The following is a 14,453-nucleotide window of genomic DNA, read 5'->3' as shown; positions in this document are numbered from 1 at the left end:
CCATCACGTCGGCGGATTGTCGCGCAGCGCGACGTCCAGCACCGGCGCCCCGATCCGCGCCACCGCCTGCGACAGCGACCGCCGCCGGCAGTCCGACCGGGCGATGGCGGCGCGCAGCACATCCAGGCTGGCATGATCGTCACCGCACGCCACCAGCGCGGCGTGATCCAGCCGGGCCAGCAGCCGGCGCGCATGCGCCGCGTCGCGCAGGTCGGCGGCATCGTACGCCACCCGCACCGCGACCGTCTTCTCCGCCGGGTCGTCCTGGCCTCTCGCCGGCCCATGCAGCGCCAGCAGCAAGACCAGCCCCAGCGCGATGACCAATCCGATCCCAGCACCTTCGGCATGTTCCCGGACCGCGTCCAGTCCGGGCTGCCGGATTGGAGGGCTCCCGATCGGCGCGGATCTCGTTTCCCTTCCCACCATGATCATCGTCAATCGTCCTTTTTTCAGGCACGAAAAGGCTATCCGAGACAATTTCGGAAATTGTACTATTACAATATCGGATTCCTCTCCGTTTCATGAGTTTTGTTCTAGTATTTTCGCCGGTCAATCGTTATATTGTCATATATCAATCCGCTCGTACCACGCACGGCAGAACCCATGACCCCTCTCTGGCACCCCGACATTCCGCCTCCGCCCGGCCCGCTCTACGCCCGCCTGGCCGACGCGCTGGAACGGGACATTGCTGCCGGCATCCTGCCGGGCGGCAGTCGCCTGCCGCCTCAGCGCGAGCTTGCCTATGCGCTCGGCCTCAGCATCGGCACGGTGACCAGGGCCTATGCCGAGGCCGAGCGGCGCGGCCTGCTGCTGGCCCATGTCGGACGCGGCTCCTTCATCCGGGACACGAGCCCGGACATCGCGATCGCGACCAGCTTCGATCCCACGCCGTCCACCCCCGCTCCGCAGACCGGGACGATCGACCTGCGCTGCAACATTCCGCCGCGCATGGGCCTGACCCGGGCGCTGGAACGCGCGGTGGCGGAACTGGCGGCCGCCGGCCAGCTCGAACCGGCGGTCCAGTACATCCAGGGCAGCGGCCTGCGTTCGGTGCGCGAGGCCGGCGCGACCTGGCTGGCGCGCCGCCATGGGCTGGCCTGCGATCCGGCCGACCTGATCCAGTGCAATGGCGGGCAGCATGCGATCGCGCTGGTGCTGTCCTCGCTCTGCCGGCCGGGCGACACGGTGCTGTGCGAATCCGCCACCTTCTACGGCGCGCGCACCGCCGCCGAACATCTGGGCCTGACGCTGCGCGGCGTGGCGATGGACGAACAGGGGCTGCTCCCCGCGGCGCTGGAACGCGCCGCCGCCGAGACCCGCGCGCGGGTCCTGTTCACGGTGCCGACCTTGCAGAACCCCACGACCCGCACCATGAGCCTGTCCCGGCGGCAGGACATCGCGCGCGTCGCCCACCAGCACGACCTGACGATCGTCGAGGACGACGCCTATTACACCTACGCCGACCCCGCCGACCGGCCTCCGCCGATCGCCATGATCGCCCCGGACCGCACGCTCTACGTCGCCAGCATTTCCAAGGGGATCCTTCCGGGTTTCCGCCTGGGTTTCGTCACGCTGCCGCCCACCGTGATGCGCGAGCGGATCATGCGCGGCATCCGCGCGCTGGGCTATTGCCCGCCCGCGCTGGGCGGGATGATCTTCGCCCGCTGGGTGGCGGACGGCACCGCCGACGCCATCGCCGACGCGGTGCAAGCCGAAACCGCGGTGCGTCTGGCCATGGCGCGCCAGATCCTGGGGTCCGCCATGGAGCCGCCGGGCGCCGCGCGCTCACCGCATGTCTGGGTGCCGCTCTCCCCGCTGGCGGCCCAACGCACGCTGAACCACGCCTTGCGCGCAGGTGTGGAACTGACGCCGCCCGAGGCCTGCTCCGTCTCCCGCGATGCCGAATCCGGCGTCCGCGTCTGCCTGGGCGCACCGGACGACCGCCCCATGCTGGAACGGGCGCTGCATATCGTGCGCGACGCCATCCACGAACCCGCGCTCAGCGAGGCGAGCGGCATTATCTGACCGGCCAGACCTGTATGCAGTTCGGGTCGATATTGACCCGGCAGGCCCCATCCGCGTCGCAGGACGGATCGGCCAGGATCTCCAGCACCCCGTCGCCCAGGCGCAGCCGCATCGGACGCTGGCCGTCGCATACCGGCCCCCGCCACAGGATATGGGCGGGATAGGCCCCATCCGTCGCCAGCCGGATCTGATAGGGCCGCGCCGCCCAGCGCACCCGCGTTCCCGGCGGCGGCAGAGCCGGGTCGTCACATTCAGGATGCCGAACCCTCAGCGCCACGCCCATCCCCACATCGATCCGTCCCTCCGGCGTCACCATGCCGTCGCCCATCGGCCCCGCCCCCAGCAGCAGCGCGGCCAGTTCGCTGCCCGGGCGGGCGAAGACGTCGGCGGCGGAGCCGGCACGGATGACACGCCCGGCCTCCAGCAGCACGAGGTCCTCCGCCATCGCCAGGGCCTCGGCCGGGTCGTGGGTCACCAGCACCGTCAGCACCTTCATGCCGCGCAGCACGGCCAGAACCTCGCGCCGCAGCCGCGCGCGCAGCGGCACGTCCAGCGCCGCGAACGGCTCGTCCAGCAGCACCAGATCCACGCGGCACCGCGACAGGGCGCGGGCCAGCGCCACCCGCTGACGCTGGCCCGGCGAGAGTTCATGGGGATACCGCGCCGACAACGCCTCCAGCCCCAGCGCCGCCATCCATGCCGCCGCCCGGTCGGGCACGCAATCGGTCGCGAACGTGACCTGCCGCGCCACGGTCAGATGCGCCGGCAACGCATAACCCTGCGGAACATAGGCGACGGCGCGCCGGTCCGGCGGCAGCGACGACAGGTCGCGCCCGTCCAGCCTCACCTGTACCCCGGCCGCGTCGTCCAGCCCCGCGATCGCGCGCAGGGTCATCGACTTGCCCGAGCCGGACGGTCCGAGAACGGCGATGCGCCGGGCCCGGCTGTCCAGCATCAGGTCCAGCGTAAAGCCCGGCAGGTCGCGGCGCAGCGCCAGTTCCAGATGGCGCGGCGGCGCCTCGGCAGCCTCCCGTGCCGCCAGAGGCGGCAGCGGGGCGCCAGGGGGCGCCGCGCCGCCGGCGACCGGCCGGGTCAGCCAGCGCCCCGCCGCCAGCACCAGCGCGGCCAGCGCCAGGGTCGGCGCCAGCACCGGCAGCATGGACGGCAACCCGGCTTCGCCGAACGCGACATAGGTAAAGACCGGCAGCGAATAGGGATGATAGGCCAACATCACCGTCGCGCCGAACTCGCCGAACGCCCGCAGCCACGCCAGGACCAGCCCGGCCAGGATCGGCCGCCAGGCCAGCGGCAGGCTGACCCGGCGAAAGATGCCGCCCGGCCCGTGCCCCAGCGTCGCCGCCACGTCTTCCATCGCCGGATCGATCGCGGCGAAGGCCGAGCGCGCGGCGATGATCAGAAAAGGCGACGCGACGAAGATCTCGGCCGCGACGATGCCGGCGAAATGCTCGCTCAGGCCCAGGGCGCCCAGAGGCCCGCCATATCCCAGCAGGAACAGCAGCAGCACTCCGCCGGCCAGCGGCGGCAGGGCCAGCGGCAATTGCACCACCCCGCCGAGGCACGCGATCCACCATCCCCGTCCCCGCGCCAGGACATAGCCCAGCGGAATGCCGAACAGTCCGATCAGCAGCGTCGCCACGCTGGCGCTGGCCACGGACACGGCGGCGGCACGGAGCAGCGCCGCGCGGTCGACGCCCCACCAGTCCGCATCGCCCAGCCGCAGCAGCCCGGCCGCGAACGGCGCCAGCAGCCACAGGCCGAGCACGCAGGCCAGGACCCCGACCGCACCGGGCATCCGCCGCATGGCGCCCGCCTCAGGGATGGATCAGCGGCCGCAGCAGCGCGGGCATCATGCTGCCGTCGCCCGTCAGGACCGGCGCCACCTTCTCCAGCCCATGCCGCCGCAGGATCGCGCCCCCCGCCTCGCCCAGCAGGAAGGCGACGAACCGCGCCGCGCCCTCCGGATTGGGCGCGTCCCGCAGGATCGTGACGGAATAGCGGGCCGCCAGCGACAGGTCCGGCGGCAGGGTAACGGTCGGGATATGCAGGTCGGCGGTTTCCATCGCGTAGAAGAACCCGGCATCGATCTGCCCCGATTGCAGCCGTCCGACCAGGTTTTCCTCCGGCCGCACCTGACCGGATGCGTCGGAGCCCATGATCCGCGCCGCGAGCCCGGGCTGGTGATAGAATTGCTCGGCCTGCCGGAGCATGCGCACCGTCAGCGCCCCTTTCGGGTCCAGCGCCGGATCGGTCCGGCCGATCCGGATGCCGGTCTGTTGCAGGACCTCGTACCACGGCCGTGTCCGGAATGAATCGGCAAATCCGCTCCGCGGATCATAACCGATCACCAGGGGCGAACGCGCGAAGACGATATACCAGCGCACCTGGTCGCCCTGCGTCGCACCCAGCCGGTCGTTCAGCGCCGGATCGGCGCTGATGAAGACATCGCCGCGCCGCAGGCCGCCCCGGATCTGGTTGACCAGGGCGCCCGACCCGCCCGCATAGCCGCGAAAGCGATCGCCGCCCAGCGCATCGAAGGCCGGGGCGATCCCGCGTTCCATCAGGTTCAGCAGCGAGCCCGCATACAGCACGTCCACCGTGCGCCCGTCCCGCGCCCGTGCCGCGAGCGGCAGCATCGCCGCCCCCAGTACTATCGTCCGCCGCCGCATGCCCCCTCCCGCCGCCTTCAGGAACCGGGGCACCATAGCACCGGCCATGGCTTTGTCAGCGCGCGGCGGCCCGTATCCCCCGCCTGGCGGTGTCAGTGGCGGGGGGCCAGGATATCCGCCAGCACGTCCGGCTTGCCCGCCACCCGCTCCAGATGCGGATAGCGCAGACCGCCATGATAGGAGACCGGTACCGTCAGATACCGGTCGCCTTCCTGGAGCAGCAGCGCGATCGGCGCGGTATGCGCGTCCTTCGCCTCGACGATCGCCTCGCGCAGCAGATCGGCGTCATACGCCTCGCCATTCACCGCGATCAGCTTGGCGTCGCGGGTAATCCCGGCCTGCCAGGCCGGGCTGCCCCATTCGACATTGGACAGCGTGCCGCCCTTGCCGATCATGATGCCCAGCGAGAAGCTGAAATCCGTCACATGACGCATGGCGGCAAACGAGGCGACATAGCTGTTGGGCTGATCGGTATACACCAGCCGGTAGCCCCCGCGCGTGACCCCGTCCAGCGGCCCATGCTCCGACGTCATGTCCAGCCGCTGGTGCAGGAACGCGGCCCAGTCGTAAGGCTGGATGTCGTTCAGCGCCTTCACCACGTCGTCGAACTGATAGGTGCTGGTGACGAAGCTGCCGTCATTCGTGCCGAAGAAATGGCGCGCGACATCGTCCAGCGAATGCCTGCCGCCCGAAAGCTGGCGGATCAGCGTGTCGGCATCCAGCCAGACGAGTTGGCCCTCGGAATAATAATCCTCGCTCCGCTGCCAGCTCCGCCAGGACAGGGGCGCACGCCGCGCGATCACCGGGTCGTTGGTGGTGTCCAGAAGCGGCCGCCAGGTCCGTCCGCGACGGGTGTCGTACATCGCCGCCACCTCGGCCAGCGCCTCGGTCACCTGCGGCGCCGTCATCAGGCCGGCCCGCGCCGCCAGGACATAGCCCCAATACTGCGTCTGCCCCTCATAGACCCACAGGCCGGAACCGCGCTGCGGGGTATTGAAATTCGGCGCCCACAGGTCGGCCGGCCGGCGGTATTTGCCGTTCCACGAATGGGTATATTCGTGGGCCAGCAGGTCGCGCGCCGCGAAGGTCTTGTCCCATTCCGTAAAATACCCGCGCGGGCCGCTATTTTCGCTGGATTGATGATGTTCCAGCCCGATCCGCCCCAGTTCGTCGGTCAAAGCCAGCAGGAAATCGTAATGATCGTAATGGTGCGAGCCAAAGAGCAGGTTCGCCTGCGTCACCAGGGCGCGATGCGCGCCGATCTGCGCCTCGGTCGCCTCCAGCTCCGCCGGCTTGTCCGCCACCAGGTTCAGCGCCACCGGCACGGCCGCCCCCGGCGCCAGGTCGATGCGGCGGAAATACCGCCCGGCGAACAGCGGGGAATCCACCAGCGTATTGAACGGCACCGGATCGAAGGTCACGACGTCGCCCGCCGTGGCCTGCGCCCGCAGCGCCGTCCCGTACCGCCAGCCCGTGGGCAGGCGCAGGCTGGCCTGCACCGGAATCTGGCGCGTGAAATATCCGGCCGGATACAGCGCCACGGCGTTCCACTGCACGTTCAGCATCTCGGGCGTCATCACCACGCGCCCTTCCTCGGACGAGACGGGCGAGAGGAGCTGGAACGACAGATCCAGCGCATGCACCCCCTTGGGCACATGCACGTGGAAGGCGCTGACCGTCACGCTGTCGCGCACCCAGCCGACCGTGGCGCCCCCGGCCTTGACGACCAGGCCGCCGAACTGATCCAGCGTGCCGCTCGGCGAATGATCGCCCGGCAGCCACATCGGATAGAGCAGTGGCAGGTCCCCACCACTCGCCGACAGCGCGGCGGGCACGGGCACGGTCTCACGCACCGTCATGATATGCCGCGTCAGGTCGGTGGCATCGACCGAGAGCCGGATGGTCCCGCCGAACGGCACGTCCCGCGGCGCGGGAATGGAGTCCGGCAACGCCAGGGGCTGAGGCTGGCCGCCGGCGGCCCGCGACGACCCCGTCAGGCCGACGGTCGCCAGCGCCGTGGACAGGGAAAGGACAAGAATGCGTTGGGAAAGCGGACGCAAATGAGCACACCTTTGACAATGTCACGAACGGGAGGGCAGCGCCGGGCGTAACCCCGGCAATCATCTTCCGCAATGAAATGACATGAAACCCACCGTGCTGTCACGGTCCCGGCCCACGGCCGACCGCGCCCGGGGACCGGCCCTCCGGACCATGCGGGCAAGGCAGCAGGTGAAGTTTTCATGACATCCGCGAGTCGCGCATTCTCCTGGCGAACAAGATTAAATAATGACAATCTTGATGTTATGATTTTGAAAAAGTTTGAAATATTTTATCCGTCGTCATACCTGCTGTCATGCCCATTCCTGTCCGCGCATCAGCCGGATCGGCCCGTTCAAAAGTGATGCCCGTGCCAGACCTGATACAGAGAAATCGTTTCATTTCATCCTTTACGGTGCCCTTTCGCCGCTCACGGACCCAGGCCGACGTCGCATCCGCATGGCGTGGCGGCGCGGCTCCCGGCGCTTCCCCATGGACAATGACCCGGATCATCGCTACTGGCTGCGCGCGGTGGTGGGGCCCGACGGATCCGGATCGCGCGACATGCCGCAGGGGCGCATGCGCTCCGTTCCCGAGACGGGCCGCCATGTTCCCGTAATGAAATCGTCCTGTACAGAACTGATCCCGGCCTGCCTCCCGCTCGCGGGACCAGACGCCGTTATTCCCTTCCAAGACTTCAGGCCCAGGCCCATGCACCAGACCGCGCCCCTGACAAGAGACTGCCCGACAAGCCGGCGACCGCCGCTTGGCGGCGCCGCGCGTCTTGTCGCGACAGGGATCATGGGGTGCGCCATCCTTGCGGCGGCGATCGCGCCGGGTACGGCCGCGCCCGCCGCCATGGTGCGCAACGACCATGGCCAATTGACGGTCGCCGCGGATTCACCGCTGGCGGCGCGGCTGTCCGTGACCCCGGTGACGCTGGTATCGCTCAGCCGCACGATCCCCGTCCCGGGCGAAGTCCGGGCCGAGCCGTCGCGGTCGCTGTCCGTGATGACGCCGGTCGCCGGTTCCATCGTCAGCCTGCCGGTTTCCCCCGGCGATCCCGTGACCCGCGGCCAGGTCGTCGCCGAACTGGTGTCGGGCGACATGGCGCAGGCCGCGACCGACGTGGCAAAGGCCCGCGCGGCGCTGGATTACGCGCACCGGGCCCTGGTCCGCGCGCAGGGCGTCGCCAGTGCCGGCGGCGCCGCGACGCGGGACGTGGAATCCGCTCGCAGCACCTGGCTCCAGGCGCAGGCGGAGGACGACCGCGCCACCGCCCGCATGGCCGCGCTGCGTGCCTCGGCCGGATATCAGGCCGGACAGGGCGGCGTCATCAGGCTGACCGCGCCGATCGACGGCATCGTGTCCGCGGTCAACACCGCCCCCGGCGCCTTCGTCACCGATCCGACCGCGCCGCTGCTGGCGATTACCGGCACGCAGGAGGTCTGGGCCGTCGCCGCCGTGCCGGAAAACCTGGCGGATGCGCTGCATGTCGGCCAGCAGACCGAGATCGACGTCCCCGCCCTGCCCGGCCGGACGGCCCACGGCGCCATCTCGGCGATCGAACCGGTGCTGCATGCCGATACCCGTACGTTGCAGGCGCGGGTGGTGCTGGCCAATGGGGACGGCGCGCTGAAACCCGGCATGTTCGCGACCCTGACCGTCCTGACCCCGCAGCCGCCCCGGATCATGGTCCCGCAATCGGCGCTGCTGATGAACAACGACACCGTGACGGTGTTCGTCGAGGTCGCGCCCCACACCTACCGGCGGCGCGGCATCGAAATCGTCTATGACGACGGCGATCTGTGCGAGGTCACCTCCGGACTGTCTGCGGGCGAGCGCGTCGTGACCCAGGGCGCGGTGCTGCTGAACGATGATTAATCGCTTTATCGCCGTCTGCCTGGAGCAGCGGCGGGTCGTCTTCGCCGCCATGATGATCCTGGTCACGCTGGGCGCGATATCGTGGAACCTGATCGCGGTCGAGGCCTATCCCGATCTCGGCGCCGTCAACGTCCAGATCACGACGCAGGTTTCGGGCCTGGCCGCCGAGGAAATCGAGCAGGAAGTCACCACCCCGCTGGAACGGCTGATCGCCAGTTCGCCGGGCCTGGTGGACAGCCGGTCCAGTTCCACCTTCGGCCTGTCGCTGATCACGCTGATCTTCAAGGACGGCACCGACGTCTATGCCGCCCGGCAGTATGTCTCGGAACAACTGGCGCAGGCGACGCTGCCCACCGGCGTGGTGCCCTCGCTGGGGCCGATCAGCGGCCCATCGGGCGAGATCTATCGCTATACGCTCGAATCCGACAGCAAGAACCTGATGCAACTGTCCGACATCCAGCGATGGATCGTCGTGCCGGCGCTGATGCAGGTCCCCGGCGTCGCCGCCGTCAACAATTTCGGCGGCTTCACCATCGAGTACCAGATCGTTCTCGACCCGCAGGCGCTGTTCCGCTACGGGGTCGGCGTCAATGACGTGATGTCGGCGCTTCAGGTCAACAACGCCAATGCCGGCGGCGGCCGCGTCACGCGCGGCGACCAGTCCTATATCGTGCGCGGCGTCGGCATGGTTCACACGCTGGCCGACATGGGCGCCATCGCGGTGACCCAGCGCAACGGCGTGCCGATCCTGGTCCGCGACCTGGGCGACCTGCAACTGGGCCACCAGGTGCGCGAGGGCATCCTGGGCAAGAACGGCAACCCGGACACGATCGAGGGCATCGTCCAGATGCTCACCGGCCAGAATCCGTCACTGGTACTCAACGACCTGCACGCCTCGGTCGAGCGTCTCCAGGCCCGGCTCGCGCCGCTGGGGGTGCGGATCGTACCGTATATCGACCGCGACAATCTGGTGCATACCACCACCGAAAAGGTCACCCACACGGTGATCGAGGGCGTGGGCCTGGTGTTCCTGATCCTGATCCTGTTCCTCGGCAGCCCGCGCAGCGCGATCGTCGCGGCCGTGACCATCCCGATCGCCCTGGCGACGGTCTTCGTGCTGATGCACCTGCTGCACATGCCGGCCAACCTGTTCTCGCTGGGCGCCATCGATTTCGGCGTGATCGTGGACGGCGCCATCGTGGTGACCGAAGCCATCCTGCGCATCCGCGAGGACCACCCCGACCACACGATGGACAAGGGCGACATCCTGGCCGTCACCCGCCATGTCGGCCGCGCGATCGTCTTCGCCACCCTGATCATCATCGTCGCCTACGGCCCGCTCTTCGCCTTCGAAGGCGCGGAAGGCCGCCTGTTCCGGCCGATGGCCTTCACCGTCAGCTTCGCCCTGCTCGGCGCGCTGATCTGCTCGATCACCCTGACGCCGGCCCTGGCCTACCTGGCCATGCGCAAGCCGCATCGGCTGTTCCACAACGCGCCGCTGGAAAAACTGCACCACGGCTATCATCGCTGGCTGGGCCACATGGTGGACCGGCCATGGGCCGCCTATCTGGGCGGGGCGATCGCCTTCTGCCTGGTGGTGTGGCTGGGCGCGCGCACGGGGCGCGAATTCCTGCCCGACCTGGACGAAGGCGCGCTGTGGCTGCAAATCCAGTTGCCGTCGGGCCTGTCGCTGGAGAAAGCGGGCGCGATGGCGGACGAGATCCGCACCGCGATCCATTCCTTTCCCGAAACCAGCTACGCGGTGACGCAGCTTGGCCGCAGCGATGCGGGCACCGACCCGTGGAGCCCCTCGCATATCGAGGCCCCGGTCGGCCTGACCCCCTATTCGACCTGGCCGCACGGCGAAACCCGCGTACAGTTCATCCACCGGCTGCGTGACCGGCTGGCACAGATCCCGGGCATCAGCTTCGGCATCAGCCAGCCGATCGCCGACAACATGAACGATCTGGTCGGCGGCGCGCACAGCCCGCTGGTGCTGCGCGTCTACGGCAACGATTTGAAGGAACTGCGCCGGATCGGCAGCCAGATCGTGGGCATCCTGCAACAGGTTCCCGGCACCGCCGACGCCTCGATCTTCCAGGAACCCGAGATCCCGCAGATGGACGTGACGGTCGACCGGGCCGCCGCCGCGCGCTACGGCATAAGCGGCACCGACATCATGAACGCGGTCCAGAACATGATCGGCGATGCCGCGGTAGGGCAGGTCTATGTCAGCGACCGCATCTACGCCATGACGGTGCATATGAAGCGGCAGTTGACCAGCAAGCTGCCCGCGATCGACCAGATTCCCCTGACCGGCCTGAACGGCGCGCGGATTCCGCTCGGTCTGGTGGCCCGCATCTCGCTCCAGACCGGCGAGGCCAACATCGCGCACGAGATGAACCACCGGCAGATCACCATCCGCGTCGATAACGGCCAGCGTCCGCTGTCGCAATATCTCGCCGACGCGCAGGGCCGCATCGCGAGCCAGGTGCATTTCGACGCCGCGCGCTACCGGCTGGAATGGGCCGGCACCTTCCAGCAGGAGGAACGCGCCCAGGCCCGCCTGAGCGTGGCGCTGGCCATCATGTTCTGCGTCATGCTGGTGCTGCTGTTCGGCCAGTTCGGCTGCCTGCGGCAGGCCGTCCTGGTGCTGGCGGTCGTGCCCATGGCCACGCTGGGCGGCCTGGTGGCCCTGAACCTGCGCGGCGAGACGCTGAACATCGCCACCGCCGTCGGCTTCATCGCCCTGTTCGGCGTCGCGATCCAGAACGGCATCATCATGATCTCGGCCATCAACCGGCTGCGCGACGAGGGCATGGCCCTGCGCGACGCCGTGCTGGCGGGCGCGGGCGAACGTTTCCGTCCCGTGCTGATGACGGCGACCGTCGCCAGCATGGGCATGCTGCCGGCGGCGCTGGCGACCGGCATCGGCACCGACGTCCAGCGCGGCCTGGCCACCGTGGTCGTCGGCGGCCTGGGCATCGCGACCCTGCTCACATTGTTCATCCTGCCGACCTATTATTGCGAGCTGGAGGCCTGGTACGCCCGCCGCGCGCCGCGCCGGAAGGGAGACCCGACATGACCGCCGCGCCCGCGCGCCCCGTTTCCCCGCGTCGCTGGCGGCATCTGCTGTGCGGCGCAGGCATGCTGTCGGTGCTGATCGACGTGGGCGGGTGCGCGGTCGGGCCGAATTTCCACCATCCGGCGGCGCCCGCCACCCGCTTCGCGCAGGCCGGCCGCCCCGCCCGCACCGACAGCCTGGCCGGGGCCGACGGTCAGGCCCAGGTTTTCCACCCGGGCGCGGACATTCCGGCGGAATGGTGGACGCTGTTCCACTCCCCGGCGCTGGACCGGCTGGTCCGCCACGCGCTGGCCAACAGCCCGACGCTGGACTCAGCGCGCCACGCGCTCCGCGTGGCGCAGGAAAACCGCGCCGCCCAGGCGGGGGTGCTGTATCCCAGTATCTCGGCCAGCTTCAATCCGGCGCGCTACAAGACCTCGCGCACCTATTCGCCGGTGCCGAACAGCAATAGCTGGCTCTACACGGTCCACACCGCGCAGTTGAACATCTCCTACCAGGCCGACATCTGGGGTGGCCTGCGGCGCGGCATCGAGGCCACGTCCGCCCAGCGCGATGCCGAACGCTATCAGTTGGAGGCCGCGTATCTGTCCCTGACCGGCGAACTGGTCCAGGCAGCCATCGCGTACGCCGCCCTGCGCGCGCAGGTCGAGGCCACGCAGGATCTGGTCGCCAGCCAGCGCGAGATCCTGGACTCGGCGACCCGCCAGATCGCCCTGGGCCAGATCTCCGACGCCGACCTGGCCCAGCAGCGCGCCCAGCTCGCGCAGGCCGAGGCCACGCTGGTCCCGCTGCGCCAGCAGGTGACGCAGCAGCACGACCAGATCGCCGCCCTGGCGGGCGACATGCCCGACGACCCGACGCCGGATTTCACGCTCGACGGCTTCACCCTGCCCCAGGACCTGCCCGTCAGCGTGCCCGCGCGGCTGATCGACCAGCGGCCGGACGTGAAGGTCGCCGAGGCCGGATGGCATGCCGCCTGCGCGCAGGTCGGGGTCGCGATCGCCAACCGCCTGCCCAACCTGCAACTCAGTGCCCAGCCCGGCCTGGCCGCGGCCTCGATCGGCCAGTTGTTCGTTCCCGGCTACGGCCAGTGGATGGTCGCCGGCATGCTGTCCCAGCCCCTGTTCCAGGGCGGCCAGTTGATGCACCAGGAACGCGCGGCCCGCGCGCAGTACGAGCAGGCCGCCGCCGACTATCGCGCCGCCGTCGTCGCCGCCGTCCAGGATGTCACCGACAGCCTGAACGCCATCGGCTTCGACGCCACCGCCCTGGTCGCCGACAGCACCGCCGAACGCGCGGCCACGCGCGGCCTCGAGATCGCGCGGGCGCGTCTGGCGTACGGCGATGCCTCGCGGGTGGACATGCTGCTGGCCGCCCAGACCGCGCTCCAGGCCCGCGTGACCCTGGCCCAGGCCCGCGCGGCACGCCTGTCCGACACGGCCGGCCTGTTCCAGTCCCTGGGCGGCGGCTGGTGGAACCGCCACGACGCGCCGCCCGCTCGCGCCGGCTGGCCGCCGTGAGGGCGAGCCGGCCTTTCACGAAAGAGTAGGCGCGCGCAACGAAACGTTCACCGACGGGTTGCGGCCACGAGCATCTGACAGAGAGCGTGGCAATGAACGAACCGAACGCAATCCTGCTGGACCACCACGAGCCGGTCCGCCGCTCGGCGGAAACCGGCGTGGCATCCCCCACGCGCGGGGTGAACGAAGGCTATCCGATGCTTCAGATGCTGCGGATGCTCGTCGGCCTCAGCATTTTCGCCGGCCATTGGTCGGAGCCCTATTTCGGGCAGATGTGGCCGCAGGGACAGATCGCGATCGACATCTTCTTCATGATCGAGGGCTTTCTCTCGATGCGCTTTCTATCGCAGCCCGCCGTCGTCGGCGCGGGCTGGCGGCGGGTCGTCGGCGATCGCATCGCCCATGTCTACCCGATCTACGCCATGGCACTCATCGCGGGCTTCTGCTCGTTCGCGCCCCTCGCCCTCAAACATGCCGAGGGATGGACAATCGCGAACTGGGTCGGCGCCTTCTTCTCGGGCCTTGTCCTGATGCCCGTCTTCTCCCCACGCGTCTACGGCTCGGTGTTCCCGCTCAATCCGCCCAGTTGGGCCATCGTGCTGGAACTGTTCGGCTTTGCATTCCTGGCCGCGCTGCGCGTCCAGGGCTCTCCAGGACGACTGGTTGTCTTATGGGTCGGTGCGATGTCCGCCTGCCTAGCGCTCGGCGCGCTCTGGCACGACCCCAATGCGGGCTGGTCCGCGGCGCATTACTGGGGCGGATGGCCACGGATGATCCTGAGCTTCTGCGGCGGTGCCCTGCTGTGGCATCTCCACAGGCGCCATGGCACGCGCGGCCCGACATTGCCCCCCACCTACGTCCTGGCCGGATTCGTCGGCATGCATCTGCCGGCGATCCGGTTCATCGGCTGGCCGTTGCTGGCATTCGGCGTGCCGGTGCTGGTCTGGTCCGGCGCCGCGTGCGCGCGGCCCGCGTGGCTCGAAACCATCGCGGGCTATGCGAGACGAAACGCGCTGGCGATCTACCTGCTCGGCTACCCCGTCATGATGATCTGGCGATACGCGGACACCGCCTTCACCATGCGCCCGTCCTTCGCCGAGAGTCCGGCCGGGTTCGCCCTGGTTCTCGGCAGCCTGCTGGCGGCCAGCGTGACCGTCATGCGGCTACAGAACAACACAGTCCGCGTTGCGCCGGCTCGGCCTTGAGCCGGCTTCG

The 14,453-nt window shown here is 69.3% G+C and carries 9 protein-coding genes; 5 read left to right on the top strand and 4 right to left on the bottom strand.

Going from position 1 to position 14,453, the window contains the following annotated elements; genetic code table 11:
- Nucleotides 1–3: 3 nt before the first annotated feature.
- Nucleotides 4–432, bottom strand: coding sequence for a UrcA family protein (locus tag HLH48_RS08680; RefSeq protein WP_182997104.1), 429 nt, complete (start codon nt 430–432; stop codon nt 4–6).
- Between the two features lie 171 nt (nt 433–603).
- Between HLH48_RS08680 and HLH48_RS08675 the strand changes: the two genes are divergently transcribed.
- Nucleotides 604–2,025, top strand: coding sequence for an aminotransferase-like domain-containing protein (locus HLH48_RS08675; protein WP_182997103.1), 1,422 nt, complete (start codon nt 604–606; stop codon nt 2,023–2,025).
- Here HLH48_RS08675 and HLH48_RS08670 read toward each other — a convergent pair.
- The 3 genes from HLH48_RS08670 to HLH48_RS08660 are packed head-to-tail and all read right to left on the bottom strand — an operon-like array spanning nt 2,018 to nt 6,772.
- Nucleotides 2,018–3,847, bottom strand: a complete 1,830-nt coding sequence (locus tag HLH48_RS08670; RefSeq protein WP_182997102.1) for an ABC transporter ATP-binding protein/permease — start codon at nt 3,845–3,847, stop codon at nt 2,018–2,020. The genes HLH48_RS08675 and HLH48_RS08670 overlap by 8 nt on opposite strands.
- Nucleotides 3,848–3,857: 10 nt before the next feature.
- Entirely contained in the window at nt 3,858–4,760 is a 903-nt protein-coding gene (locus HLH48_RS08665) for an extracellular solute-binding protein (RefSeq protein ID WP_220795047.1), read from the bottom strand.
- Between the two features lie 44 nt (nt 4,761–4,804).
- Nucleotides 4,805–6,772, bottom strand: a complete 1,968-nt coding sequence (locus HLH48_RS08660; protein WP_182997101.1) for a M61 family metallopeptidase — start codon at nt 6,770–6,772, stop codon at nt 4,805–4,807.
- 469 nt (nt 6,773–7,241) lie between these two features.
- On the opposite strand from HLH48_RS08660, the gene HLH48_RS08655 reads away from it, so the two are divergent.
- The 4 genes from HLH48_RS08655 (at nt 7,242) to HLH48_RS08640 (ending at nt 14,443) form a co-directional block, all read left to right on the top strand.
- On the top strand, nt 7,242–8,633 hold the full coding sequence (locus tag HLH48_RS08655; RefSeq protein ID WP_246387167.1) for an efflux RND transporter periplasmic adaptor subunit: 1,392 nt from the start codon (nt 7,242–7,244) through the stop codon (nt 8,631–8,633).
- Nucleotides 8,626–11,718, top strand: coding sequence for an efflux RND transporter permease subunit (locus HLH48_RS08650; protein WP_182997100.1), 3,093 nt, complete (start codon nt 8,626–8,628; stop codon nt 11,716–11,718). Before HLH48_RS08655 ends, HLH48_RS08650 begins: the two co-directional genes overlap by 8 nt.
- Complete coding sequence (locus tag HLH48_RS08645; protein WP_182997099.1) at nt 11,715–13,238, top strand: efflux transporter outer membrane subunit; 1,524 nt, start codon at nt 11,715–11,717, stop codon at nt 13,236–13,238. Before HLH48_RS08650 ends, HLH48_RS08645 begins: the two co-directional genes overlap by 4 nt.
- A 92-nt stretch (nt 13,239–13,330) precedes the next feature.
- Entirely contained in the window at nt 13,331–14,443 is a 1,113-nt protein-coding gene (locus HLH48_RS08640) for an acyltransferase family protein (RefSeq protein ID WP_246387164.1), read from the top strand.
- Nucleotides 14,444–14,453 lie beyond the last annotated feature (10 nt).

This window comes from Gluconacetobacter sacchari, from assembly GCF_014174255.1.
In the GTDB taxonomy this organism is placed as follows: Bacteria; Pseudomonadota; Alphaproteobacteria; order Acetobacterales; family Acetobacteraceae; genus Gluconacetobacter; species Gluconacetobacter sacchari.
Note: the sequence above shows the minus strand (reverse complement) of the source record. Positions and strands in the feature narration are given on the sequence as shown.